The sequence below is a fragment of the Legionella clemsonensis genome (assembly GCF_002240035.1).
Lineage (GTDB): Bacteria > Pseudomonadota > Gammaproteobacteria > Legionellales > Legionellaceae > Tatlockia > Tatlockia clemsonensis.
In genome coordinates, this window is record NZ_CP016397.1 from 2476033 (window position 1) to 2502674 (window position 26642).

Genomic DNA, 26642 nt, shown 5'->3' on the forward strand with positions numbered 1-26642 from the left:
TAGGGATAACCATGGACTATCCGCAAAAAGTTACTATAGTTGAAGTAGGACCACGCGATGGCCTGCAAAATGAGACCTCTTTTGTACCTACTGAGATTAAAATTGAATTGGTTAACTTACTCAGTCAAAGTGGTCTGCGTCATATTGAGGTGACCAGTTTTGTTTCGGCGAAAGCTATTCCTCAATTAGCTGATAATGAAACCGTGTTTCTTTCAATTGACAAGCCAGACACTGTTCATTTTTCCGCACTGGTTCCTAATGAACGGGGCATGCTAAAAGCGCTTGAAGCAGGTGTAAAAGAAATTGCAGTCTTCACCGCCGCCAGTGAATCGTTTAATCAGCGAAATATCAATTGTTCTATTGCTGAAAGTATTAGGCGTTTTGAACCGGTCGTTGAACTGGCAAAAATGAATAACATTCGAGTAAGAGCCTATGTGTCTTGTGTCCTTGGCTGTCCTTACGAAGGTGAAATAACAGCGCAACAAGTCGCTAAAGTAACACAGCAATTACTCGCTTTGGAAGTAGATGAGGTTTGTCTGGGAGATACAATTGGCGTGGGAACTCCTCGCCAGACCAAAGCAGTGATCGAGGAGGTTTTGAAATTTTTGCCACTATCTCGACTGGCTATGCATTTTCACGATACCTATGGTCAGGCCATTGCCAATATTTTTGCTTCATTGGAATGTGGCGTTAAGCGCTTTGATAGCGCTGTTGCCGGACTGGGAGGCTGTCCTTATGCTCGCGGGGCAACAGGTAATGTCGCTACTGAAGACGTGTTGTATCTGATGCATGGGCTTGGCATTGAAACAGGTGTCGATATTTTTAAAATTGTGTCCGCAGGCGATATGATTTGTAAGGCACTGGGTAAAAAGAATCAATCGAAGGTCGCTAATGCTTTATTGGCTAATCAAGGTTAGGTTTCGATAAGTTATTCAAATACCGCCCTACCTAAACGCACGCTATTGAGACGTCAGGGTTCTGTCAAGGAAGGTGTTTATTTTCGCGCTCATAATTGCGCGCGAAAAGTGAGCACAGAACCGCTCGTGCTGAGGAGATGCGCTAGCATCGTCTCGAAGCACACATCAGGAGCAAGTCATTATGGGGAGCATCGTGTTTGGGTTTGGATTCTTCATTGCCGAGAGATGATAGCTATTACACAGGTGATGTGTAGAAGATTCAGCTGCAAGTAGCTGGGTTACGCTTACTGCTAATACTCCCTGCTATTTTTTAAATCGGCGTTCCTCACTTTAAACGGTATTACATTTATTCCAAGATTTCTCAACATAGACTATTCTTGATCGTTACTAATGGTGATATCTTTAACCACATTTTTATCAGCCAGGATCAAAAGATGGCCAACAATCGATTAAAAATAGGATTAGTGCAGGAAAAATGGAGTGAGCATCCACAAGAACATCAGAATCGTCTTGCTGCAGGCATCTTATCGGCTGCCGAACAAGGGGCGCAAATCGTCTGTTTGCAAGAGCTCACTCTCTCCCCCTATTTTTGCACCCGCCATGATGTAGACAGCAGCCCTTATAAAGAAGATATTTCTAGGGGGCCAACAACGCGTTTTGTGAGTGCTATGGCCAAAAAAGCCAGAATAACTATTACCGCATCACTTTTTGAAAAGGCAGGTTATAACACGGCGATAGCCTTTAACGAACAGGGTGAGCTGGTGGCAGTTACCCGCAAGCAACATATTCCCAGTGGTGAGAAATACCACGAAGATTATTACTTCAAACCCGGTGACTCCAATTATCCTGTACATACTTTAGCGGGTCATAAGGTTGGACTGCCTACCTGCTATGATCAATGGTTTCCTGAGTTGTCACGTATTTATGGTTTAAAAGGGGCTGAAATTTTAATATACCCTACCGCTATTGGTGGCGAACCCACTGCTCCTGACTTTGATAGTCAACCCATGTGGCAAAAAGTAATGGTTGCTCAGGGTATCATGAGCAATACGTTTATTGTGGCCGTGAATCGTATTGGGTGTGAAGATGGCCTGGAATTTTATGGCAGTAGTTTTATTAGCACGCCTATGGGTGAAGTTTTAGTGCAGGCACCTCGTGATGAACCTGCAGTGTTAGTAGCAGAATTGGATTTTAGCCAACGTGAGCTTTGGGGACGATTGTTCCCCTTTCCCAAGCAGCGTCAACCTGAAACCTATAAGGAACTTTTGAATCCTTATGCGGGAAATCCTCATGAGTAATAAAGCACTGTCTGACGCCAATTTATACAATATCGCTCATTGGGGTGAAGGTTATTTCACTATTAATGCACGCGGTAATATTGAAGTTAGTAAAAACTCAGAAAGTGTGGGTGTAGAACTTAAAGCCATCGTTAATGCTGCCTCGCGTGCAGGATTACAATTGCCTTTGTTAATCCGTTTCACAGATATTCTTCATGACAGAGTAATAAAACTTAATCAGGCGTTTGCAGAAGCCATTGCCGAGAACGATTACCGTGGAACCTATAAACTGGTTTATCCTATTAAAGTCAATCAGGAATCCAGTGTCGTTAGAGAGCTTTTAAAAGCCCCCCAATATCCCGTGGGTCTTGAAGCAGGCAGTAAACCTGAGCTGATGGCTGTCATTGGTCTACTTGGACAAACTCCCTCAACCATTGTTTGTAATGGTTATAAAGACAGCTCTTATATTCGCATTGCTCTAATAGCCCAACAAATGGGTCATGAGGTTTTCATTGTTATAGAAAAACGTTCCGAATTGGACATTATTCTGAAGGAGGCAGCGCGTCTTAATATTAAACCTAAAATTGGTGTGCGCATTCGTCTGGTGACCAAAGGCGCGGGTAAATGGGAAAACACTGGTGGTGCAAAATCCAAATTTGGCTTAAATGCAGAGCAGGTCCTTGATTTAATCGAACAGTTAAAAGCCCACAACTCATTAGACTCTTTACAACTAATGCATTGTCACCTAGGTTCTCAAATTGCGAACATTGGAGACATTCGTCGTTGCATGCAAGAAGTTGGCCGCTATTACATAGAACTGAGGCGATTGCATGCGCCTATTACGACCATTGATGTAGGCGGTGGCTTAGGGGTGGATTATGAAGGCACTCATTCCACCACTGACTGTTCCATGAATTATTCAGTAAAAGAATATGCTACCAATATTTTATTAGCGATTCGTCCGCTTTGTGAAGAAGCAAGTATGCCTGAGCCTCACTTAATCTCTGAATCAGGACGAGCATTAACAGCGCATCATGCCGTTTTGGTCACTAATATCACCGATGTAGAGAGGGTTAAAAGGACACGCGAGCTACCCTCCATTGAACCTGATGAATCTCATGTCATTCATGACATTTGGAATACCTATCAAACAATGGCAGAAAATTCACCCAGCGAGATTTACAATTATGCCGTTTTAGCACTTGAAGAGGCCAGCTCTTTATTTCTACATGGAGTGATAAGCCTTAAAGAAAAAGCAAAAGTTGAGCAGTTATTTACGGCCATTTGCTTTGCTATCGAACAGCAATTGGATCTATATAATCCAGGTGACAAAGAGTTATTAAATACCATCTACGAACGCATGGCTGCAAAAATTTTTTGCAATCTTTCATTTTTTCAGTCTTTACCAGATGCCTGGGCCATTGGGCAGATTTTTCCAGTTGCACCTATTTCGCATCTGCATGAGCGTCCCGGTATTCACAGCATTCTTCAGGATTTGACCTGTGATTCAGATGGAACTATTAAAAAATACACAGGTAGTGATGCTATAAGTGCCACGCTGATGTTACCGCCTTACGATTCACAAAATCCCTATGCCCTTGCATTCTTTCTAGTGGGCGCCTATCAGGAAATTTTAGGGAATTTACACAATTTATTTGGTGACACCAATTCTCTGGATGTCAAACTGCTGGGCGACGGTCAATTTGAAATTACTGATCTTATCAGTGGTGATACAGTAACTAATGTATTAAATTATGCTCACTTCGATACAAAAAAACTTTTACTGTCTTACGAAAAACAATTAATAGAGGCAGACCTGCCTAAAGAACAAATTCAAAGTTATCTTAATGAATTACGAAGTATTTTTAGCCAATTAACTTATCTAGATAGTAATAAAGGATAATTATGACTACCCCCAAAGAAACCGGTTTTAGAATGCCTGCTGAATGGTACCCACATGCAGCGTGTTGGATGGCATGGCCCTGTCATGAAAAAACCTGGGCAGCAATTGGTTTTGAACGTGCAAGGCGTGCCTACGCTCTCGTGGCAAAAACAATTGCTCAATACGAACCAGTAATTATGCTGGTAAATCCCGGAGACGAAGAGTCGGCGAAACAATGCTGCGGCGAAAAAATCCACCTTATGAATCAGCCATTGAATGATTCCTGGACAAGAGATACAGGTCCTACTTTTCTAATTAATGATCAGCATGAATTAGCAGGCGTTGACTGGATACATAATGCTTGGGGCGGAAATTATCAGGACTATTCTTTAGATAATTTAATAGCAGCGGCAATTCTTGAAAAAACGCAAGCCCGCTATTTTAAGGCCCCATTAGTAATGGAAGGTGGTTCCTTTCATGTCGATGGTGAAGGTACCGTACTCACTACTCGGGAATGTTTGCTCAATCCCAATCGTAACCCACAGCTGTTACAAACGGAAATTGAAACTTACCTTTTTAATTATCTCAATACCAGCAAAATTATCTGGTTGAACAAAGGACTGGTAGGTGATGAAACCGACGGCCATATTGATGAAATTGCCTGTTTTATCGCTCCAGGTAGAGTATTAGCGCTGATAACTCATGATAAAAACGATGTTAACTACGATATTTTGCACGAAAACTTGGAACTGTTAAAAACAGCAACTGATGCCAAGGGTAGAAGGCTTGAAGTCTTTACCGTTGAGCAACCGCCAGCTACTTATCTTGCTGGTGAAAGATTAACCCTTTCTTATGTTAATTTTTACTTAGCCAATAAAGGAATTGTGATGCCAGCCTTTGGGCATCCCAAAGAGGATAAAGCTGCCCTTGAATTGTTTACTCGACTTTTCCCACATTATCATATTTCACAAATTGACGCGCTGGATGTGTTTGCCGGAGGTGGAGGCATTCATTGTATTACCCAACAACAGCCGCTAATTTAGTTAACATCAAAACTCCTGGCTTATTTTTAACATGTGTTTAAGGAAAAATAAAATGAGTACATTGGTATGGCAACCTAATGAACCCAAGCAGACAAGAATGTGGGAATTTATGCATTTTGCAGGAGAGAAGTACCAGAAAATATTTACTCATTATCAGCAGTTTCACGAATGGTCGATTCAAAATCCCGCCACATTTTGGCAAACTATTTGTGAATATTTCAATCTAAGTTTTGATACTCCGGCGACAGAAATTCTCAATAACTATGATCACATGATTAATGCTCAATGGTTTTCGGGAGCAACCTTCAATTTTGCAGAAAAATTGTTAAGTCGCAATGATAATCATCCCGCTATGGTGAGCATTCTGGAAACCGGGGAGCGCAAAAAACTCAGCTATAAGCAGCTACACCAGGAGGTAGCCTCTTGTGCGGCGGGATTAAAAAAAGCTGGCATTGTTGCCGGGGATCGTGTGGCCGCCGTCATGCCCAACGTTGCCTTTACTGTCATTGCCATGCTTGCTACAACTTCTTTAGGTGCTATTTGGTCTTCTTGTTCCCCTGACTTTGGCGCGCAAGCTGCCATTGATCGCCTAGGACAAATTGAGCCAAAAATTCTTTTCGCTTGTGATGGTCATTTTTATATGGGTAAAGAACATGATGCTGTTGCAAAAATTTCAGAAATAGCAAATGCCATTCCCTCCATAAAAAAAATCGTTATCTGTCCGATCATTCACAGCGAACGCGCAACAAACATAGCCCAGTCTGTAAATTGGCAACAATTTCTAAAGCCTGCAGAAACGATTGAATTTAAAAAAATGCCTTTTGCCCACCCGGTTTACATTTTATTTTCCTCAGGAACTACAGGTAAACCGAAATGCATTGTCCATGGTGCTGGCGGTACCTTGCTGCAGCATTTAAAAGAATTAGGTTTACATACGGACATTCGCTCTCATGATAATCTGTTTTATTACACAACGTGTGGCTGGATGATGTGGAATTGGATGGTGAGCACTCTGGCGCTGGGAGCAACCCTGACCCTCTACGATGGAGCCCCCGCTTACCCCGATGCTAATCGTTTATTTAAATTAGTGGACGATGAAAAAATCACGGTGTTCGGTACCAGTGCTAAATTTATTTCCAGTGTAGAAAAAGCAGGAGCCAGTCCCCGTTACCAATTCTCACTGAAAAGTTTGCGCGCCATTTTATCAACCGGCTCCCCTCTTCTACCTAAAAATTACGATTTCGTATATCAGCAAATTAAACCAGACATTCAACTGAGCTCCATCTCGGGAGGGACTGACATTGTTTCTTGTTTCGCTTTAGGTAATCCTATACTACCCGTGTATCGAGGCGAACTACAGTGTTTTGGTCTTGGTATGGCCGTCAATGTGTTTAATGAACAGGGACAACCTGTTCGGGAGGAGCGGGGCGAACTTGTTTGCACTAAACCTTTTCCTTCAATGCCAGTTGGTTTTTGGAAAGACACTGATAAAAAGCGATATAAGCATGCTTATTTCGAACGCTTTCCGAAGGTCTGGGCTCATGGTGATTTTGCAGAAATTACCAAACACCATGGCCTTATTATCTATGGACGTTCTGATGCTGTGCTTAATCCTGGCGGGGTGCGTATTGGTACTGCTGAAATCTACAGGCAAGTGGAAAAAATTTCAGAAGTGCTGGATAGCGTTGTCATTGGACAAGATTGGCAAGATGATGTGCGTGTAATTTTGTTTGTAAAGCTTAGAGAAGGCGTGCAACTCAATACTGACATTGAAGAAAACATTCGCCAGACCATTCGACATCATGCTTCTCCACGACATGTACCCGCAAAAATTTTGCAGGTCGCTGATATACCCCGAACGATTAGTGGTAAAGTGGTAGAAATTGCAGTGCGCCAAATAGTCCATGGGCAAACGGTTAACAACATTCAATCGTTAGCCAATCCCGAAGCTCTGGATTATTTTAAAAATAGGCCAGAATTAAAGGATTAGGGCGATGAAAAGCACGAAATCCTAAAGCAGCAGTTAATGCAGTAAGAAAGATTATTAACAGTTAGGATGCTTTTCGATAACCCTGTTCTGGGCAAAAGCGGATTTAAAAATACTTAGGATTATGCCTCAATGAAATGAGCAGATTCTCTCTATTTGCGATAAAATATCCCAATGCCTACCTTGGTTTTGCTTATAAAAAATACCCAACCCTGCGATTAAAATAACGAAGCATTCATTTCTCGTGAGAAGTCTTTTTGGTCTATTTGAACCTCCGAAGAAAGTTGGAATTCATTAGCGGTGATAGTAGTAACGCTGGAACTCCTAAAAAAACTGTGTCGTTTATAACTATTTTTTTTATCCACTGTCTCATCTGCTTTTATAAGGATAACTCTGGCAGCTTCCGCTGCAACCATGGCGTAATATAGCTCCTTCAATTGCCGTAGTGCATAGGTATCTGCTTGCTCTATCTTTGATAAACACAGGGGATTGACGTTTTTTTTAAATAAAGGTGCATATTCCTTTTTCTGTTGCAAGTACAGATCTCTCTCTTCTTTAGTGATGATTTTGTCTAAAAAATCTGCATTAGGGATAGAGGCTGTGAATGCAGCCAGGTAGTTAGTTAATAGCTTTTGCTGTTTGATAGGATTTTCATTGGCAGCCAAGTAGTCTTTATTATCTTTTTTAAACTTCACCGCCGCATCCTCAATGAGACGACGTCTATACCATTGCGTAATAGATTGTTGACTTTCCAAAACATTTTTAAGAAATATTAATGCTTCTTCATAACTTAATAACGACTCTTTATAATCCTGCAAATGATTTTTTACTAAACTTTCCTGTCTGTTCGGACTGGTTTCCAGGTAAATTGAGCTTGATTTAAAAATCTTTGATTCTTGAGCAAGTAAGCGGGTTTCAATACTGATAAGTTCCCTGCGAATACGCTCTAAAATTTTTGCTTGTTGCATTCGCAAAGAATTATCAAGTTGCTGAAAGGGGATAGTTCTAAACTGCCCCTCGTCTTCCACCTGGGCATAGGTTGCAATCGATCTAATTAAGCATTCAACTTTGCGTTTTTTTGTATGGTAGTTACTAAATTCTACAAACGTTTTATTTTCATAGCGATTCAGATAGTCCAGAAGACCTTTGTTCGCTGAATTTGAAGTTATCATTTCCTTCAATGTCTCTATTGCATAAGCCTTCAATAAACGGCGTAGCCAGGCATGTGACTTAATAAAGGAGTGCAGTAATACAGATTCATACTGTAAAAACTCTTTAAGATGTCGGGATTTAATAAAAGAAGGGAGTTTTTGTGTTTCCTTACTTAACTTGACAGCATCAGCTTCTAGTTCCTTTAAAGGATTAATCACCTTTTGTGCAAAAGCTGAAACAAATTTAACACTTTGCTTTATCTCATTATCATGGGTTTTCAAACCTCTTACTTCTTCTAGTAACCTGCGATATTCGCTGCGGATTTGTTCTAGCCTGACATTATAAGTGGCCTCTAACTTTTTTAACTGGGCTGTTTTATTTGTTTGCTTTTGCGTCATGACTATTTACTTCCATCAAAAGAAAAAGGACTGGTGAAATATAACGTCAATCAGAAAATAGATCACTAACTTCTTTTATATTGCAGCAACTCCCGCCCTATTCCCACAAATAACAGTAGCAATGGCTTCACGTTGTTCGCAACGACAACATAAAAATTTGTCCCGTGCACCGGGAACAAAAATTAAATTAGGAGTTCCCTTAAGGAAAAAGATCAGCTATTATGTTGATCTTGCGCCGATTTGAAAATTCAGCTTGCGGGCGCTCAATAGAAAAGACTATTGTAAATACGGCTAAAGCGGGTTTCCCTTCCTTCTTTACCCTGCGCGCTGTTACTCTTGGGTTAAATCATGATTGAATTAAATGGCTTAAATAAATCCTATGCCAATACTATTGCCTTGCGTAATGTGGATCTATTCGTGCAAGAAGGCGAGATTTTTGGCATCATCGGCAAAAGTGGTGCAGGCAAGTCGACCCTGTTGCGTTCCATCAATCTGTTGGAACATCCAGACAGTGGTGAGATCATTATTGACAATGAAGACTTAACCACGCTTTCAGCTCGACAACTACGCATTGCGCGCCATAAGATGGCAATGATTTTTCAACACTTTAACCTGCTAAATTCTAAAACGGTGTATGAAAATATTGCACTCCCCATGAGGATCCAGGGAAGGTCTGATGCAGCGATAAAAGCCAGGATTGAGGAGTTGCTACCCTTGGTTGAACTGGAAGACAAGATAAATTTTTATCCCGAGCAACTCAGTGGTGGCCAAAAACAGCGTGTGGCTATTGCACGAGCACTCAGTTGCTCTCCTAAAATTTTACTTTGTGATGAAGCAACTTCCGCTTTAGACCCAGAAACAACCAATTCCATTTTAGCATTACTTAAAAAAATCAACAGCCTTTATGGGCTTACTATTGTTTTAATCACGCACGAAATGGAAGTAGTGAAACGTGTCTGTCATCGCCTTGCAGTGATGGAGGCCGGTACAATCATAGAAACCACAGCATTGGCCAATGTGTTTAATCATAAAGAAAGCATAGCCCGTAGTATGCTTTACGCTCAATTAAGTCCGCAACTGCCAGCCTGTCTTCGCAATTCGCTCTCCAACATACCCAATAACAAACCCTTATTGCGTTTATTTTTTCAGGGAGACAATGCTACTGTACCGTTTATCAGTAAAACCAGTCGTGAATTAAATTTAGATATTAACATCTTATTGGCCAATATTGACCGTTTTGACCTGATTACCTGCGGTGTATTGGTGGTTGAATTACTAGCAGATAAAAATTTATTGGATTTATTTATCAAACGCTGTGAAGAATCCAATTTAACGGTGGAGATTTTAGGCTATGTCACTGACCATGCTTTATGATTTATTAATCGCCAGTGGCGAAACACTTTACATGGTAATCGTCAGTACCCTGTTTGCTATTTTGCTCGGTTTACCGCTAGGAACATTGCTTTTTAGTAGCACTAACATCAAACCACATGCCCTTTTAAGTCGTTTGATATCAGGATTGATTAATTTCAGTCGCTCTATTCCTTTTATTATTTTATTGGTTGCATTAATTCCTTTTACCCGTCTGCTGGTTGGGACGTCAATTGGTATTCATGCGGCGATGGTACCTCTGACCTTGGGAGCCACACCTTTTTTTGCCCGCCTGGTGGATAACATTTACCAAAACCTTCCCAATGGGCTTATTGAGGCCGGTTTTTCCATGGGTGCAACTACCTGGCAAATGATTCGATTTATTTTATTGCCAGAGGCATTTCCTGCTCTAATTCAAGCGACCACCGTCACAGCGATTACACTAGTTAATTATTCTGCCATGGCAGGTACCGTTGGTGGCGGAGGGTTAGGTGATTTAGCCATTCGCTATGGTTATCAACGCTTTAATGTGGGAATTATGCTGGCTACAATAGTCATCTTAGTTGTAATCGTACAATTGTTGCAAATGGGCGGCGATCGGCTGGCACGTCGCCTTGCTCACAATTAATTTAAGTGTTCATAAGGAGAGCGTTAATGCGTATTTTAAGTTTATTCCTGCTTGTAGTGAGTCTGGTAGCCTGTAATAAGCCCTCTCCTAATACCTTGAATATTGGTACTATAGCAGGTCCTGAAACAGAGTTAGTTGAGGTAGCCAAAGACGTGGCTATGAAAGATTATGGGCTGGAAGTAAAAATTGTTGAATTTAATGATTACAATTTGCCAAACGAAGCTCTGGACGATGGAAGTCTAGATGCCAATGTCTATCAACATCTCCCTTATTTGCAAGCAGCAATGAAAGCCCATGGCTATAATCTGGAAGTAATTGGCAAAACGTTTATTTATCCAGCAGGTCTTTACTCAAATAAAGTTAAGTCACTGAAACAATTAAGAGATAGGGCAATTATTGCTATTCCAAACGATCCAAGCAATGAAGCTCGAGCCTTGTTGCTTTTGCAAAAAGCAGGCTTGATTACCTTAAAAAACAGTAATACTGCCACCACTGCTGACATTGCAACCAATCCTAAACATTTTGTCATCAAAGAACTTGATGCTGCACAATTACCTCGTGTTTTAAATGACGTCGATGCGGCAGTAATTAATACTACCTTTGCTATTCCTGCAGGGCTTAGTCCTGCTCGTGATGCCATCTACAAAGAAGGCAAAGATTCACCTTATGCCAATTTAATCGTCATTCGTCAAAACAGCATTAAAAAACCTCAACTTGAAAAATTTGTGAAGGCAATGAATTCACCTGCAGTAGCCGCTAAAGCAAAAGAACTGTTTGGTGACGGAGCAATTCCCGCCTGGTGACATTAATGCTGCTATAGCTCACATTCCACATGAATTGTGAATTGAGCTATAGCGAAAGAGAAGCTTCCGATATTCTTGGAAATCAATAGATTTTTTAAACCTGCTCTTCAGAATTAGATTAACTTAATATGCATCTACTTTTAGATTTAACTTCATCTTCTTCAAGCCGCCCCTGAGAATACGCGTCCTGAAATCCAGCAGGAGCCACACCTTTTAAAGCGATTGAGAAGTAACCCATTATTTGCTCTTCACTAAATCCTTTAGTTAATGAATGTTTGCCATCTAAAAGATTTTTCCATGTAGCTTTACGTGATTGAACATGGTCACTCTTAGCCTCTTCTCTTCCACTGAAAAAGAGGCTAGCCTTCTGAGCGAATTCTAATTCGTCCTTTGTTGATTTAATCAGTTTTACCAATTTTTGTCCTTCTCTGGATAAAGGATGGTATGTTTCACTTCCTCGACGTTGAAATCCTCTCTTTTTAATTATTTCTTGTTCATCAAACCTTAACTCAGCAAAAGGAATATTAAATAAAAACAAATAATCTCCCTTCGCAATCATTTTTCTTCTTTCTTCGAAATCAGGATACTCTCGATGATTGTGGGCGTTTTCCTGCTGGCTTGCCATTCGAATTAACGCTGCGTCTATTCTATCTTTATAGATCTTAACTTCTTGATAAGGATCCCAAGAAGAGTTTTTAATAAAGAAATAGGCAACAGGATTCGCATCGTCATAGCAATGTATGTAATATTTTCTACCATTCCGTTTATAGTAAATATATCGAGTATCTGGAATTTCTATCTCTAGATTCTCTATTTTTGCCCCAATTTTAGCTAACAAACCAGCGTCTTCATCCGATAAATTTTCAATTAGTTTGATTATATTTTTCATAATTTCCTCTAATAGTTATAAATTATTTAATTAGAGGAAAAGACAGGAAGACATTGTCGCTGAATTAAAGATACAGGTATCCCCTGTTCTTTTCCTCAGCGACCAACCCGTTTATTAATTAAAACTTGAGATAATCCCAGTTCTTCTCTCATCCTAGCGAAGAAGACAGGCCGCATTTGTTTTTTATTTCAACCAATAGTGTAATAAATTTACATTCTATCATACTACGTCTATAAAAGTCATCCCAAAATTGCCTGATGCCTCAATAGAAAAACTTAATCATAAGTTAAGAAATTGGTGTTATACTTTTTTTATTAAAATAGTAAATAGGTGTGATCATGCCCGGCCTTTTTGATTATCCAGGATTTAGACGTTTTAGCACGACACAAGAACTTGACAAATATTTTAGTTTATCGAAACGAAAAGAACTTATTCAGCAATATTTGGAGAGTATTCGTCTATCTGAAGGTGTTTCTGGAACCGATAGTTTTAATGCTTATAACAAAGAGCGTGCAAAAGGATTACACGACCTTCTAGGTTTCCAAGTCGATACTGGTAAAAAAGATGATAAAAACAAGCCAATTACTCAACCTGCACTGGCAGGCGAGCATTGGGATAAACTGCAAGAGAAAGATAACACTCATGCACTGAGTGTTAAAAATGCAATTAAAGATGCACTTGCTGAAACACCAGCTCTTAAAAAGGCACTTGAGCAGTTCAATTCCGATATGAAGATGCTTAACGAGAGGGTGAAAAATCCTCCCATACCAGGTACTCCAGAAGAAAAACACGTCTACAATTCCTTAATTAAAAATCTGCCTGGTATTCTCCATGCCGCTAAAGTAGAAGCAATGGATGCCATCAAAGCTCACCAAGAAGCGGCCAAAGAAAAAATTAAAGATTTAGATAAGGATTCTTTTAAAAAAGGCACCGGTTTGACCTCTGATGAGGAGGTCGATGAAGCAATTAAAGAATTAGCCGAAGTTTTAGAAAAAACTAATAGCGCAAAACTGAAAGAATTTGAAACCACATTTAATGAAAGTATTATCTCGACCCATAAGACCTTACAAAAAGAATATGATCGTATCGCCTTTCTTGCAGCAATGCGTAATAGTAATAATAAAGAACTTAAAGAAGTTCAAATGGGCATTGCTCATTTAGCCGATGAGAATAAGAAAAGACTGGGGCTGACTGATGATCAGATAAACATGGGTCTTGTTCCTAGTGGTTCTAAGCTAAGTAATATCAATGTTAAGGATTTTAAGGATTTAGAGGATTTCCCTCTAAAAACAATTACAGGAAGAAAAATAAAAATTGAAGAGGATGGCAGTTTTAACATCACCCTTCCTAAATTTGGTTTAATTTACTACAATAGACGTGATCAGTACGTCGATTATGACTTACAAAGTCTTGCAGAAGCATTCAAAGCTGCCGGTAACGATACTGTTACAATTAGTGTAGATTATAAAAATACTGAAGAAGCAGAAGAATATGCCCGAAAAATGTATGAGGCCTGTATTAATGCAGGTTTCGAACCAGACAAAATTAATATTAAAGTAAACGGGGCTGAGAGAAAACTTACTAATCCAGGTAAAAAGGACGAAGCGCCTGGTATATTCGATAAGGATACATCTCGTTTATCAGCAACAAGAAGAATTGCTGATAAGTTGAAAGCAATACGCGAAGAAGAGGCCAAACCGCCTAAACATACCGCTGAATTTAAAGCTAAACTGGATGAATTGCGCAGCGCTCCAATGCCCACTCCACAACCAGAACCTACTGCTACCCAACACCATGTCTTGGGCTCTTAAATAACTTTCCGAGAATTTCACTGTTTTTAACAGTGAAATTCTGTTATTTTCTTTCAAAGAACTAACGCTTTTAAAGGATTATTTTTGCACAGGGAGAAACGCAATGAGCCTAGATGATTTTGACACAGACGTGGAAGACACCATTGACTCTCAGGAAATTATTGAATCAGGGATAAGCACAAAACTTGAGCGACGACGACGTATTGAAGAGCTTTCTGAAGAAAAACGGCTACGTCAAGAGTTAAATGAATTTGATTTCATTGGATATTAACCCACTTTTACTTTAACGCCTTAAGTCGCGGCTAGTCCGCGACGCGAGCAGAATTAACTTTATTTATGAGAAATGGATGAAACAAGTTTTAAACTTGCAAGGATGGAAGATAAATATCAAAGCGAACCGTTTTGCCATCTACAGTAGTATCCGGCTTTAAAAGTGCTGGCGAATGTTGTGGCCATTTAACCACTACTCGTTTTTTTGCTTTTGTTTTTGCTAATTGTATTAATTCATCAGTTTTGTCATCGCGCTTAACAAGCTGCTGCAGCACTTGCAGGTCTTTTTTTACCAAAGCAGTTTTTTGCCGTTCAGGATGCATGGGATCAATATAAATTACATCAGGATAATATTCCTGGGTTAAATCCTGCAAATAATTAAAAGCATCAACCGCATGCAATTCAAGTTGCAAAACCTGCTTTGAATGTTCATCACGACGCATTAAAGCATCAGCCAATAAAGTGGCCAAAACAGGCTGTCGCTCCAGCATAATCACGTGTGCTCCAAAACTCGCCAGTACAGCCGCATCACGTCCCCATCCTGCTGTTGCATCAAGAATACGAACGCCAGCCCCTGGTTTGCAAGCACGAACAATCCCTTGCTGCTTACCAGCATTGCGACGTTTCTGCCAGGTTGATGCCGTAAAATCTGCATATAAAGGAGAAAAACCACCTATTTTTAAAGCAAGTTTATCAGCTGTCACTAACAACTGTTGCCGAGCATCATTATTAATTTTTAACTTTAGCAGCTTGGATAGCTCTTCTGCCCGGACTAACTGCTGCTCTCCCTCGTATGCAATTGCGATGTCGTTAGTCATGTTCAGTCAGTAAAAAATCAACACAATCTTCTAATGAAGTAAAAACAGGAACATGCGGATAGTGTTGTAAGCCAATACGATCTGTCATCGGTGAAAGCACAATCATGGGCTTTGCACCTGCAGCTTCAGCTGCCTGAATATCGGATACTCTGTCTCCCACATAAGGAATATTATCTAGAGAACAATTCAGGTGCCTGGCTAACGCCTGTAGCATCCCGGGTTGAGGTTTACGACAGGAACAGCCCTCATTCGGCATATGAATGCAATATTCAATTGCTGCAATCTTTCCTCCAGCCGCATGCACTTCATTGATTAATTTTTGATGTATCGTCGCCAATTCTGCTTCTGTATAATACCCGCGAGACACACCTGACTGGTTAGTAGCCACACCGATGCGGTAACCAGCTTCAGTTAGCCGTACAATCGCTGCAATACTCCCAGGCAAAAAAATAAATTCCTCTGCAGATTTTATGTAGTGCAAGGAGTCTTGATTAATGACACCATCTCTATCCAGCAGAATTACCTTGTTCATCAGTTTAACTGCAATAAAGAAATGTCAGCAACCCCCTGTAGCAGGGCTTGCAGACGGGTCAATAATTGCAAGCGATTTTTTCTAATTGTCTCATCATCAACCATCACCATTACATGTTCAAAAAATGCATCAACAGGCTCGCGCAAACTGGCAAGCTGAGTAAGAATAGTCTGATAATCTGCTGCAGCATAAAGTGGCTCCACTGTTTTTTCCATGGCACAAAGATGAGCAAACAGAGACTTCTCAGCGCCCTCTTCCAATAAGTTTTCATCAATGACAGCAGCATTTAATTGTCCTGCCTGCTGTAATAAATTATTCACCCGTTTGCAAGCCGCAGATAATACCGTGGCCTCTGGCAATAAAACAAACGCTGAAAGAGCGAGAATTCTCTTATTAAAATCATAAAGCCAATTTTCTTGCCGCGCTCGTACAGCATGGAATAAATCAATGCTAATGTTTTGACTATGATAATAGGATTGCATACGTTCTAAAATAAAAGACTGTACTTCTTCAATCAGATCCTCATTTATCGACAATGTATTGGTATAGCTATGAATTGTCTCCGTGATAAGGGCTGATAAATCAAGTCTTGCCGGTGTTGAAATTAAGAGCCGAGCAATAGCCAGGGCATGGCGTCTTAATTTAAAGGGATCTTTTACCCCTGAAGGTTTCTGTCCTATAGCAAAGATACCAACCAGTGAATCCAGTCTATCAGCTAATGACATTGCAAGACCTAAGGGTGTGGATGGTAACTCATCTGCCGCAAAACGTGGCATGTATTGCTCATTAAGTGCAATGGCCACTTCCTTTGCTTCCCCATCATGACAAGCATAATAATAACCCATCAACCCTTGTAATTCCGGAAACTCCCCTACCATACCCGTCATTAAATCACATTTGGATAATTGGGCTGCACGAATAGCTTGCTGCTTATCCAGTGCCAGAGAAGGAGTTAAACTTATCATTAATTTTTCAATCCGTTTAGTCTTGTCACGCAAGCTACCTAGTTTAGCTTGAAATACCACCTTCTCTGTTGTTGAAATTCGCTGACTTAGCGGTTCTTTCTTATCTTGATGAAAGAAAAATGCCGCATCACTTAAACGAGCACGCATTACTTTCTCATTGCCGGATACCACTTGTTTGGGCTCTAAGCTGGTAATATTCGCTACAGTAATGAAATGCGGTAAAAGTTGACCTGACTTATCTCGCAGGGCAAAGCATTTTTGATGAGATTGCATGGAAGCTATCAACGCCTCTGAAGGTACACTCAGAAACTCTTTTTCAAAATTAGCGAGCAGTGCCTGGGGCCATTCGACGATGGAAGTGACTTCATCCAGTAAGTTCTCTGGCATAATGGCATTGGCATTATGTCTTTCCGCAAGTTGCTCAACCTGTTTAACAATTTCTTTTCTACGGCTAGCAAAGTCTGCAATTACATAGGCTTCCTGCAGTAGTGATTCATAGTGGCTAGGCGCAGGGATTTCAATAGCCTGTGGATGATGGAAACGATGTCCATAAGTAACTCTTGCCGTTTGTACTCCTAAAATGGTGGTGGCAATGACTTCATTCCCATACAGCAACACTGCCCAATGCACTGGACGGGCAAATTCAGCATCACCATCACCCCACCGCATAGGTTTGGCAATAGGTAAACTGGCAAGTGCTTGCGTAATTAACTCAGGCAATAAATTTCTGGTTTTAGCGCCCTGAGTCACAGATTCATAAACCAGCCATTCTCCTTTATCCGTTTTACTCACCGATAATGCATCCACTCCCACACCACAAGATTTGGCAAAACCAAGTAGAGCAGGAGTAGGTTGGCCGTTAGCATCATAAGCAGCAGCAACAGCGGGGCCTCGACGGGACACAGTTTGACTAGGTTGCTCATCCTGGAGTTCAGTGATTCTTATTGCCAAACGCCGGGGTGTGGCAAATGAATGAGTAATTCCATAATTAATCTGAGCTTTATCAAGCGCTGCAAGAAGATTAGCTGTTAAGGCCTCGGTTAAAGGCCATACAGCACCTGAAGGGAGTTCTTCACATCCTAATTCGAATAAAAAATCATTGACCATTACACACCTTTAGCATCGGAAAACCCAGCGCTTCACGCGCATCATAATAAGCCTGTGCCACTGCTCTTGATAAGTGACGGACTCGAAGAATATATCGTTGTCGTTCGGTAACTGAAATAGCGCGTCTGGCATCTAATAAATTAAATGCATGGGAAGCTTTCATTACCATTTCATAAGCTGGTAGCGCAAGATTCAGGGCAATTAATTTTTGCGCCTCTTCTTCATAATAATCAAACTGCTTGAATAACGCTTCAACATTAGCATGTTCAAAATTATAGGCAGACATTTCAACTTCGTTTTGATGAAATACATCACCATAAGTCACAATGCCATTAGCAGTCTTACTCCAGGGTAATGCAAATAAATTGTCTACGCCTAAAATAAACATGGCCATGCGCTCAAGACCATAAGTCAACTCACCAGTGACCGGCTTGCAAATCAAACCACCAACCTGCTGAAAGTAAGTAAACTGCGACACTTCCATACCATTTTGCCAAACCTCCCATCCTAAACCCCACGCTCCCAAGGTGGGAGACTCCCAATTGTCTTCAACAAAGCGAATATCATCCGTCAAAGGGTCTACTCCCAAAGCACGTAAAGAATCAAGATATTTTTCCTGAATATCCAACGGGGATGGCTTCAATACCACCTGAAATTGATAATAATGCTGGACGCGATTTGGGTTTTCACCGTAGCGGCCATCAGTAGGACGACGGGAGGGTTGTACATAAGCCGCATACCAGGGTTCAGGGCCTATTGCTCGCAAGAAAGTAGCAGGGTGAAATGTTCCTGCACCTACCTCCATATCCAAAGGCTGCAATACCACACACCCCTGTTCAGCCCAAAACTGCTGCAATGTTAAAATAATCTCTTGAAATGTACTTGGCTTTGTCATATCTGTCTCATTACTGCTAGGTGTCCCGATAGTAACATTTTTGACTTTGTTAAAGAAGAAAATCAGCTTGAGTATATACAGTATAACCTGGATGAGCAGGCCCTAATTCCTCTATATCAGATTTATTGCAAAATAATTCCTGCGCTCATAAAAGCGAATAAACTCTGGACGTACTTACATGGATAATAGCGGCGATTGCATCCAATCGCCGCTTACTATTTAATTGTTAGATGCTTTTTTGATAAGCTCTTGCAGAGATTCTTCACTGGCAGCACCTGGTATAAAGGCCGGTGTACTACCTTCTTTTAAGTGTCCTGCTGGTGTGGCTGCAATAATAAATGCCGGTGTACCCATGAGATGCAGTTTTTCCGCTAACTCCCGATTGGCATCCAGGGCATCAGTCACTGCTTTACTGTCCATATCTGTTTTTAGTTTGGCCATATCCAAACCAATGGATTTGGCAGCATCCATAATCACTTGTTCATTCAAGCGCTTGTCCTGCTTGATTAGAGCATCGTGCATTTCTTTATATTTACCTTGCATCGCTGCTGCTAATGCGGCACGGGAAGCCATGTCAGAGCTTTTTCCAAAAATAGGAAATTCCTTAAGTACGACCCGTAAGTTCTTATCTTTTTTAATCAATTCGCTGATTACAGGCGCCATCTTCTTACAGTGGATGCATTGATAGTCAAAAAATTCAACCAGGGTGACATTCCCCTTCGGATTCCCCAAGACAGTCAAATTATCATTCAGTAATTGATTGGCATTATCTTTAATAGCCGCTTGTGCCTGCTGTTGCATTGCCTGTTGCTGTTTTTGTTGTAATGCCTGAGACGCTTCCAGTAATACTTCAGGATTATTCACCAAATAATCATGGATTACTTTTTCAATTTCTTTCTTTTGCGTTTCAGACATAGTACCAGACTGAGTAGTTGATGAACTTGCTGCAATAGCAAATGGCGATGCTATGGCTGTTGCCAATACCCCGGCTGTTAACAGATTTGTAAATTTCACACCCTTCCCCTTATTATGAATTAACGTATTATGAAATTATTAGGGATCTATCGGTATTGATAGCGTCCAGAAGCACCGAATGCTACTTATTTAATGATCAAAATCAATCATCTCAACCCTTCCTACAGACGACGCGGTTCTGTGTAGAAAATACAGGGACAAGCCGCAGTACGTAGGGACAAGAAGGCTTATTTGCTTTAATCTTAATCATCCGGTGCTCTAGAAAGTGGCCTACCGACCCTAAATTTTTCGCACACAGAAACGTAACACCTGTATGCGCTAAATTCAATATTTAAGTGATTAAAAGAGGGCGTAATCTTTAAGACCTGTTATTATTAAATAAGCTTCTATTAACACACTGCTTTTATGGGGTAAAACTCAAACTCGGTCGTGAGTCTTTGACAATCGTTTGCAAGCTGCTTTTATTTTCAACAGCATTAAACGTGGCTAATTTTTTCTTCCAATAATTAAAGGGGTCTAATAAGTATTTGCACAATGTAGCCTCTAAAAATGAAATTACAGGGTCTCTCTTATGTCTCCAACTAGTTTGCATTTTCAAGATGTACTCAAGAAGGAGCTGGTCCATAGTATGGCTAGATTTAGCTCCTACAGAAGACAATGCCATTTTAATTAAGGCATGATGCACTATATCGGAGTCGTCCCTCCCCAACCGACTATATAAAATATTTACATATTTCTTTACTAAGGATTCTATTAACTGAGGGGAAACGTTTACATTTAATTCTTCGATGGAAACAAGAATCTTAGCCGCATCTATAAAATCAAAATTGTTCTCTCCTGAATTGGTTAGCACATTTAATACCAAATTATAGGTCGTGTTGTTAATTTTTTTAGGCTGGACTTTAGCAAGACACCGAAGGATTACTCTTCTCACTGTTGCTTTGTCAGATAGGGCTAATTTTTTCTCCAATATACCTACTATTCTAGGAGTAGCAACATCTTCTTTGGTTGGAATACCCCAAAACAGTATTTTATGATAGGCTAAAGTACATCGCTTTTCTTCAATTTGTTGAGCTACTTGATGTCTATCAAATCCGTGTTTTTCATAATCTTTAATTATATTGGAGAGGATGAGATCAGTCCTAGCATCTACCCTGGTTTTTAGTTTGTTATAAGTATCTCTATATTGGATGTATTGTCTTTTGCTGCTTAAAAATGATTGATCATGTTCGCAGATTGTCTCGAAACAGCTTATATAAAAATTCATACTTTGCTCAAAACTTGGCTGATGAAAATTCACATATTTATAGTGAAGCAATGGAATTCCCTTATGATAATGAACTGTAATGTACTTATGCACTGCAGCTTCAAACGAATAAGGTAGTTGCTCCTCGAATTTGATGATAGCATTTATAAGCAAACTAAACTCCACCGCTGTATTTAAATCCGTTGTCGTTATAAATGCACAATCTTCCAAATCACTACATAATTTTTCTTCAACCTCTGGCTTAATCCTCTCTTTTTTTACTGAAGGAGGATTTACAAACTGCACCTCTTTCTCCTCTAGGGAAAATGAGACAGCATTTTTTTGAAACTGTTTAGTGACAGCATGCAAATAATCAGCATAGAGATTTAACTCTTTCTCTAACCATGAGACAAAATCAGTGGTGTGAACAGGAATTCGTTGACTCTTTTCCATAATTATCCTGCATAAGATATTACTGACATCCTTAGGTATTCTTTTCCAGGAGAGTGTCAATAACACTGGATTTTTCCGATAGAGACGAAGGGGAATAGGAAATGCGTTTCTAGTGCAAGAAAAATTTTCTAGTCCAGGTGAGTGATCAATAATCGTTTTAATTGTCTCTATACTTATTAAAGGACAGTTTTCAATGATTAATTGATTTAATCTATTGTCTTTTAAATATAAATTGGTTAATTGATTACAGCGATTAATGGTTGTAGATGTAAGTTCTCTGCTGTCACTGATTATCTCTTGTAACATGTGGCAATCAGCAATACCAAGCGATTGCAATCTGGCTGCTTTTAATAATATTTTTCTTAAATTAGGATTATTTCTAATGGTAATAGAACGAAGTTCATTCGCACAAAGTCTTATTTCTTTTATTTGCGGGCAATGGGTAATCGTAAGCGTTTTTAGGCTGCGAAATAAGGTAAAAAACGATGCCAGAAATAAATTACTTGCCTCAGCAAAAACCAAGTAGTGAACGTTAAGGTGGCTTAAGTGAAGGGTCTCCAGCTGAGGGCATTTTTGCGCGATATCAGGAATAATGCGGCCACTAAGATTGGTGCATTCCTTCAAAGATAAAGACATAAGAGTGGACGGTAAATTCCCTAAAACAGTAATTAATAACTCATTCGTTAATAAACTGCTTCTACTCAATTTAAGTGTTAATTTATTATCATCTTGTTTAATTTCATACTTAAACTGCGGCTCCTGCTGGATAATTTCTGCTAAAAGCCAGCTTAGATTTTTTTCAATTAGCGTGATGGGCTGTAAAAAAACCTCCTGCTTTTGTGCTTCTTGCTCGCTTGCAACAGGTATCCCTTCTATTTTTTGCAGTTTAAGGCACCCTTTAATTTTAATATTAATTTCCGCTGATTTTTTAGCGCCTGTGACAATTTCTTCAAGCTCGACGCACTCTTCTACATTAATGTGCGTTAATTCCGGTAACTGAGCATTAATTTTCTTGAGTTGATGACAGTCAGCGATGTTTAAGGAGGTTAATTGCTTTAAATGCAGAGTAACCGTTTTTAATTGCGTACACTGGCTTAAAGATAATGCCTTAAGTCCAGGGCAGTATTTTTCAATCCCCTCAATGCCCTTCTCCGTCACATGCAGACACTGACTTAAATTTAAAGCGTCAAGTGCTTGGCCTGTTGATTTTAACAATGCGAGTAAATGAGAATCTTGCAGCACATGGCGAAATGCACTTAAGTCAAGCACAGGAAAAACAATACCTGAGGCTAACAGTTCTAAAACCGTTTCCAATGTTTCTTGTTTTAGGGCATAGGATGCTTGATTGGCCAGTTTAAATAAATGCGTGATGATGACAACTTGTTGGTTTGCAGCCAACAATTTAAACTGTTGCAAGGAATTGGGAACATTCGTGAGCAACATCTCTGCAAGACGCAGAGAGTCAACTTTCCTCATTGTTTTAAGTTCACTGACAGCAGTTTGAGCTGATTCACGTTCTCCTCGGTACATTGCCAACGCATCATCAACAGTAAGTTTTTGTGCGGGACGCTGTTTAAAGAAATTGGAGTTTTTGGTAATGGCTATAAGCGCTAAGGTATTAGTTTGTCGACGGTTATCAGCTGTTAATAGATAGGCACCTGTGCCTGCAGTCACAAACTTGAATCGCTCTTCTGCTAATTCAGGACGATTAGCATCATAGGGAAAACGATCAAAGGCAGGTAAATAATAGCTGGCAAGCGTTCCTTGAATTTCTTTAAGTAGTTGCATGCCCGTAAGCGTCGGCTCAATTTGGCTAGTTGACGTTTTAGAGGAGCCACTTGAGGCTTGTGCTAGCTTGATTAAAGATTGGGCGGCTTCAATGCGACTCCAAATGCTCCTAATCAATCCTTGGGGCAGAAAAACAGCCAGCAAAGTCATGTCCACATCTCGGCGATTAAAATGCTCTTTTACCTCTTCCGGCGTAAACAGATTACGATAAAATTGTTCTTCGGTTTTGGCAAAATGAAGCCAGCGGCGTAAGACCTGCTCTGTATTCAATTTTGCAAAAGCCATTAAAGTAGCGTTATCCAGAGGCTCTTGCGTCTGATTTAGGCAGTATAAGATACTTTTTACTAATAAAATTTTTTTACTACTGAAGCCAATATACGTTTTTTGTGTTTCATCGGGTTGATAATATTTTCGTTCTCGATCAATCCGTTTTAAAGACAGTGATTGAGTTGTATTGCCACCAGGTGCGTGTGTCAAAAAATAATCACACCCATTATCGTCCTCGGGATTACTTATCAATACACTCAGGAAATGACGAGTAAAGGAAGCCTTATCAATTTGTCCTAACATCGCAGCATGTTGTTTAATATCCTGCGCAGACAAGGTGATACCTGTGACGCCTTCAACCAGTTGCACAATCTCTGTCTGCAGCTTTCCTGTAGTGACCTCTTTGCGAATCACCTTTAAGACCAAGGTATTAGGATGGGCCTCACCAGTTAACAACCAAGTGAGCTCTTCATCCAAGGCTTCAGCAGCGGGCTGTTCAGGAGACAACTTCCAAAAAACGCGGTGCTCTTGCTGCCGCTCATCTTTAGTAACGACTGTCAGAGCTGTATGGCGGCCATCCTGTTGCTTGGCGGAACGAGCCTTAAAATTGCCTTGGTCAAACAACTGGCTATAAGCTTTTTTCGTTAGCTGATAGGTTTGGCAAGCAGTACTTGCAGGGTTATCTAAATTACGGGTTTTGATGAGAGGCAATCCTGCCTCCAATACTGCCGCTTCATCATATACTGGATGAAATAAGGTTTTTACTACTTTGCACCAGGCTTTGCGTTGAATATCACGCAGTGGCCGCCAGCCGTCAGGCTTTGCACGATGTATTAGCTCATGTGTGATGGGTGCCAACTCTTTAAGATTTAGCTCATGCAGATGCATGGCGAATTGGCGTTGACCCTCTTCATTTAAACGCTCGTAAAAATGATAATAAATTTCAGGTGTCGCGTTAGTATAGATAAGATAACTGATGAGATATTTACTAAATTCGGCGATAGAAAGGCTACCTGGATTTGCTAAAACCTGATTAAATAAGGCGTCAAAAGTATCCCTAAGAGGATTGAGTTGCTGTAATAAGAGTGGCTGCATCGATTCTTTGCCCTTTAGTACTAGCAACAAGGGACGCAGAAATAACCATTCAAAGGATGCTAAGTCAAAATAACAATCTGGATGCAAATCATAAATGCTATCAATATCAGGATGCGGAACAATAAATTTAAGCTGCTCGATTAAGCTAGGAGGCTTATAATAGTGATCTTTTTCTCCCTCAAGTCCATGTCCCCACCATCCGGATGGTGCTTCCCAAGTCAAGGCAGTTTTACGCGCTTTAGCTGAAGTAGCCACCAGTTCCGGTTTAAGTTGTTGCTGATAATGCTTCTGTGCCAAAATACGGATTGCCGAACAGTTAGCAAAACCGCGTCGCAAAAAATGAAAGGTGGCCAAATCAATAATGCCGTTTTTCTGCAGGGCCTGCCAGATGTCCAGGGAATGCTGAATAGCATTAACCCCTTTGAGCATTGGCAAATCATAATAGTAGGCAAGCGCAAAGCCTATACAGCTGATTAAATTTAAATAAGTTTCTTTAATGGCAACGACCGACATCGTATCAATAACGTTAACCAGTTTTTTTTCTAGATCCGCACGATGTGACATTAACTGCATCATACCCACAGCTTTACGCATGGATAAATTGTTAATTTTATTGTCCAATGTGATAAGCGCTTTCAACTGTTGATCTAGCTGTATTTGAAAATCTTTAAATAAACTTGCGCTTGTCCAAGGGCTACTTATATAGGGCGATGGGAGGCTATTGCCGCCGATATAGGCAGAATGTAGAAATGAAAATAGTTCAGCACTGACCAAGGTTGCACGCTTGTACTCTGAGCCGATGTCCTGATTACCAAGTGTTTTAAAATTGCTTTTTATAATTTCTGCCGGCGTACCAAAGGTGAATGGGCTAGCCGCTAAGTTTGGATTGACTCCTCTATCAAAATTAAACTTAGGCGAATATCCGCTATCGATCATTAACCCTTTTCCATTGCCTCGCAGAGCAATTTCTCCCAAGCTTCGAATTTTAAAATCAAAAAGTTGTAACCATGCGTCAAAATAGGCATGGACTAAGGGCTTAATTGCTGTATAAGGTTCTACCATTAAAATAAATTCAAGATCAGAGTATTGAGCGGCCTCATCTCGACTAATAGAACCAACGCCCACTACGGCATAAACACAAGGGGCAGGACCTAGTACTTTTTCACAATCGGCAGCTATTTCAGCCAAAAAGCGTCGTAATTTAGTGTTGTAAGTTCGTTGGGCTGTTACTATCTGTTCAATACTTTTCTCATGCACAGCAGGCAATACTGGTAAGGCTTGACAAAGCTCTTCACGAATAGATTGCAATGCTTCACGATAACATTGCCAATCCGGACTTTTGGGTATCGCCTGACCGTAATTATCGTGCCGAATAAGTAAATTCCTTAACCACGCTAAAGCATTTAAGTAATCTTCTTTCCCAGGATTTTCTTCTATGACGCGCAAATAAGTTTTCCAGGCAATTAAAGCCGCTTGGCTCAATACATCAACTTCCAGATTGGTGATTTTCTGCGCGGCTTTCTTGACCTGCTGCTGGTTATCCTGCGAGGGATTGATTTTGCTCAGACGCTGTGCAATCTGATAACTACTCGTGAAATGATGCAATTGATCAACATTAAAATCAAACCCCGCGAATGCTTCCTCTTGCAAGGGTGTACTGCTGCCAATGACACGTAATTTAGATTGCTTAAATTCAGCGATATAGAGCTCTAACTCAGACGTATCCAAACTAATAGGCTGTTGTTCAATAACCGCCTCACACCAATCAATAACCTGTCCTAAAATAATGGGGTCGAGAAGGTTCTTAACTAGAGGCGTGGTCTTTGTGATAAATCTTTTGGAGAGCTCTAATGGCAGAAAGTCCCTTTTCACCGCGAGCCAAAGTGCTTGCCAGATCAGTAACGCTTTTTCAGTTTGCTTTTGCTTGAGCAAATTACAATATAAATCGTTTAGACTCTCAAAAATTTCGTATAACACTGGCTCAGTAAACATCCCACACCTAATTGATTCTATGACAATAGGGTTTAATTTTTCATGCTTCCCTTTTGCTCTTATTAATCAACATACTAGAGC

General features: G+C 40.3%; 18 protein-coding genes. 10 read left to right on the top strand and 8 right to left on the bottom strand.

Going from position 1 to position 26642, the window contains the following annotated elements:
• Positions 1-11 precede the first annotated feature (11 nt).
• The 5 genes from clem_RS10835 (at position 12) to clem_RS10855 (ending at position 7109) form a co-directional block, all read left to right on the top strand.
• Positions 12-917 carry a hydroxymethylglutaryl-CoA lyase gene (locus clem_RS10835; protein WP_094091575.1) on the top strand — a complete coding sequence of 302 codons (906 nt, stop codon included), beginning with the start codon at positions 12-14 and terminating at the stop codon, positions 915-917.
• Between the two features lie 434 nt (positions 918-1351).
• Positions 1352-2215: a carbon-nitrogen hydrolase gene (locus tag clem_RS10840; protein ID WP_094091576.1), complete on the top strand. Its 864-nt coding sequence runs from the start codon at positions 1352-1354 to the stop codon at positions 2213-2215.
• On the top strand, positions 2208-4097 hold the full coding sequence (gene speA / locus clem_RS10845; RefSeq protein WP_094091577.1) for a biosynthetic arginine decarboxylase: 1890 nt from the start codon (positions 2208-2210) through the stop codon (positions 4095-4097). Before clem_RS10840 ends, speA begins: the two co-directional genes overlap by 8 nt.
• Before the next feature lie 2 nt (positions 4098-4099).
• Entirely contained in the window at positions 4100-5119 is a 1020-nt protein-coding gene (locus tag clem_RS10850; protein ID WP_094091578.1) for an agmatine deiminase family protein, read from the top strand.
• Positions 5120-5171: 52 nt separating this feature from the next.
• Positions 5172-7109, top strand: a complete 1938-nt coding sequence (locus clem_RS10855; protein ID WP_094091579.1) for an acetoacetate--CoA ligase — start codon at positions 5172-5174, stop codon at positions 7107-7109.
• Positions 7110-7324: 215 nt separating this feature from the next.
• Here clem_RS10855 and clem_RS10860 read toward each other — a convergent pair whose 3' ends face one another.
• Positions 7325-8656, bottom strand: coding sequence for a hypothetical protein (locus clem_RS10860; protein WP_094091580.1), 1332 nt, complete (start codon positions 8654-8656; stop codon positions 7325-7327).
• A 348-nt stretch (positions 8657-9004) separates the two neighbouring features.
• Here clem_RS10860 and clem_RS10865 point away from each other — a divergent pair, with 348 nt between their 5' ends.
• Genes clem_RS10865 through clem_RS10875 form a run of 3 tightly spaced genes read left to right on the top strand, consistent with a single transcriptional unit; the run spans position 9005 to position 11458 of the window.
• Positions 9005-10030, top strand: a complete 1026-nt coding sequence (locus clem_RS10865) for an ATP-binding cassette domain-containing protein (RefSeq protein ID WP_094091581.1) — start codon at positions 9005-9007, stop codon at positions 10028-10030.
• Entirely contained in the window at positions 10008-10655 is a 648-nt protein-coding gene (locus clem_RS10870) for a methionine ABC transporter permease (RefSeq protein ID WP_094091582.1), read from the top strand. The genes clem_RS10865 and clem_RS10870 overlap by 23 nt, the downstream gene beginning before the upstream one ends.
• Positions 10656-10681: 26 nt before the next feature.
• Positions 10682-11458, top strand: a complete 777-nt coding sequence (locus tag clem_RS10875; protein ID WP_094091583.1) for a MetQ/NlpA family ABC transporter substrate-binding protein — start codon at positions 10682-10684, stop codon at positions 11456-11458.
• 118 nt (positions 11459-11576) lie between these two features.
• Here the strand turns inward: clem_RS10875 and clem_RS10880 are convergent, their stop codons facing one another.
• Positions 11577-12347, bottom strand: a complete 771-nt coding sequence (locus tag clem_RS10880; RefSeq protein WP_094091584.1) for a hypothetical protein — start codon at positions 12345-12347, stop codon at positions 11577-11579.
• A 443-nt stretch (positions 12348-12790) separates the two neighbouring features.
• Between clem_RS10880 and clem_RS10885 the strand changes: the two genes are divergently transcribed.
• Positions 12791-14158, top strand: coding sequence for a hypothetical protein (locus clem_RS10885; protein ID WP_157698234.1), 1368 nt, complete (start codon positions 12791-12793; stop codon positions 14156-14158).
• A gap of 103 nt (positions 14159-14261) precedes the next feature.
• Complete coding sequence (locus tag clem_RS15000) at positions 14262-14429, top strand: PA3496 family putative envelope integrity protein (RefSeq protein ID WP_198333115.1); 168 nt, start codon at positions 14262-14264, stop codon at positions 14427-14429.
• Positions 14430-14517: 88 nt separating this feature from the next.
• On the opposite strand, the gene clem_RS10890 is transcribed toward clem_RS15000, so the two are convergent.
• From clem_RS10890 to clem_RS10915, 6 genes are all read right to left on the bottom strand, one after another.
• A complete protein-coding gene (locus clem_RS10890) occupies positions 14518-15246 on the bottom strand; it encodes a class I SAM-dependent methyltransferase (RefSeq protein ID WP_094091586.1) in 729 nt (242 codons plus the stop codon).
• The gene (gene gmhB, locus clem_RS10895) at positions 15239-15778 is read right to left on the bottom strand and encodes a D-glycero-beta-D-manno-heptose 1,7-bisphosphate 7-phosphatase (RefSeq protein ID WP_094091587.1); all 540 of its coding nucleotides are present in this window, start codon (positions 15776-15778) and stop codon (positions 15239-15241) included. The genes clem_RS10890 and gmhB overlap by 8 nt, the downstream gene beginning before the upstream one ends.
• On the bottom strand, positions 15778-17850 hold the full coding sequence (gene glyS / locus clem_RS10900) for a glycine--tRNA ligase subunit beta (RefSeq protein WP_094091588.1): 2073 nt from the start codon (positions 17848-17850) through the stop codon (positions 15778-15780). The genes gmhB and glyS overlap by 1 nt, the downstream gene beginning before the upstream one ends.
• Complete coding sequence (glyQ, locus tag clem_RS10905; RefSeq protein WP_094091589.1) at positions 17840-18745, bottom strand: glycine--tRNA ligase subunit alpha; 906 nt, start codon at positions 18743-18745, stop codon at positions 17840-17842. The genes glyS and glyQ overlap by 11 nt, the downstream gene beginning before the upstream one ends.
• Positions 18746-18964: 219 nt before the next feature.
• Positions 18965-19759 (bottom strand): DsbA family protein, encoded by a 795-nt coding sequence (locus tag clem_RS10910; RefSeq protein ID WP_094091590.1) that lies wholly within the window; start codon positions 19757-19759, stop codon positions 18965-18967.
• Between the two features lie 364 nt (positions 19760-20123).
• Positions 20124-26561, bottom strand: coding sequence for a hypothetical protein (locus clem_RS10915; RefSeq protein WP_094091591.1), 6438 nt, complete (start codon positions 26559-26561; stop codon positions 20124-20126).
• Positions 26562-26642 lie beyond the last annotated feature (81 nt).

Excerpts from the sequence above, each read along its gene's own strand:
- glyQ (WP_094091589.1), bottom strand. The coding sequence starts at position 18,745 with ATGACAAAGCCAAGTACATTTCAAGAGATTATTTTAACATTGCAGCAG.
- clem_RS10855 (WP_094091579.1), top strand. The coding sequence starts at position 5,172 with ATGAGTACATTGGTATGGCAACCTAATGAACCCAAGCAGACAAGAATG.
- clem_RS10890 (WP_094091586.1), bottom strand. The coding sequence starts at position 15,246 with ATGACTAACGACATCGCAATTGCATACGAGGGAGAGCAGCAGTTAGTC.
- clem_RS10915 (WP_094091591.1), bottom strand. The coding sequence starts at position 26,561 with ATGTTTACTGAGCCAGTGTTATACGAAATTTTTGAGAGTCTAAACGAT.
- clem_RS10835 (WP_094091575.1), top strand. The coding sequence starts at position 12 with ATGGACTATCCGCAAAAAGTTACTATAGTTGAAGTAGGACCACGCGAT.
- clem_RS10875 (WP_094091583.1), top strand. The coding sequence starts at position 10,682 with ATGCGTATTTTAAGTTTATTCCTGCTTGTAGTGAGTCTGGTAGCCTGT.
- clem_RS10840 (WP_094091576.1), top strand. The coding sequence starts at position 1,352 with ATGGCCAACAATCGATTAAAAATAGGATTAGTGCAGGAAAAATGGAGT.
- clem_RS15000 (WP_198333115.1), top strand. The coding sequence starts at position 14,262 with ATGAGCCTAGATGATTTTGACACAGACGTGGAAGACACCATTGACTCT.
- clem_RS10850 (WP_094091578.1), top strand. The coding sequence starts at position 4,100 with ATGACTACCCCCAAAGAAACCGGTTTTAGAATGCCTGCTGAATGGTAC.
- clem_RS10880 (WP_094091584.1), bottom strand. The coding sequence starts at position 12,347 with ATGAAAAATATAATCAAACTAATTGAAAATTTATCGGATGAAGACGCT.
- speA (WP_094091577.1), top strand. The coding sequence starts at position 2,208 with ATGAGTAATAAAGCACTGTCTGACGCCAATTTATACAATATCGCTCAT.
- glyS (WP_094091588.1), bottom strand. The coding sequence starts at position 17,850 with ATGGTCAATGATTTTTTATTCGAATTAGGATGTGAAGAACTCCCTTCA.
- clem_RS10870 (WP_094091582.1), top strand. The coding sequence starts at position 10,008 with ATGTCACTGACCATGCTTTATGATTTATTAATCGCCAGTGGCGAAACA.
- clem_RS10860 (WP_094091580.1), bottom strand. The coding sequence starts at position 8,656 with ATGACGCAAAAGCAAACAAATAAAACAGCCCAGTTAAAAAAGTTAGAG.
- gmhB (WP_094091587.1), bottom strand. The coding sequence starts at position 15,778 with ATGAACAAGGTAATTCTGCTGGATAGAGATGGTGTCATTAATCAAGAC.
- clem_RS10865 (WP_094091581.1), top strand. The coding sequence starts at position 9,005 with ATGATTGAATTAAATGGCTTAAATAAATCCTATGCCAATACTATTGCC.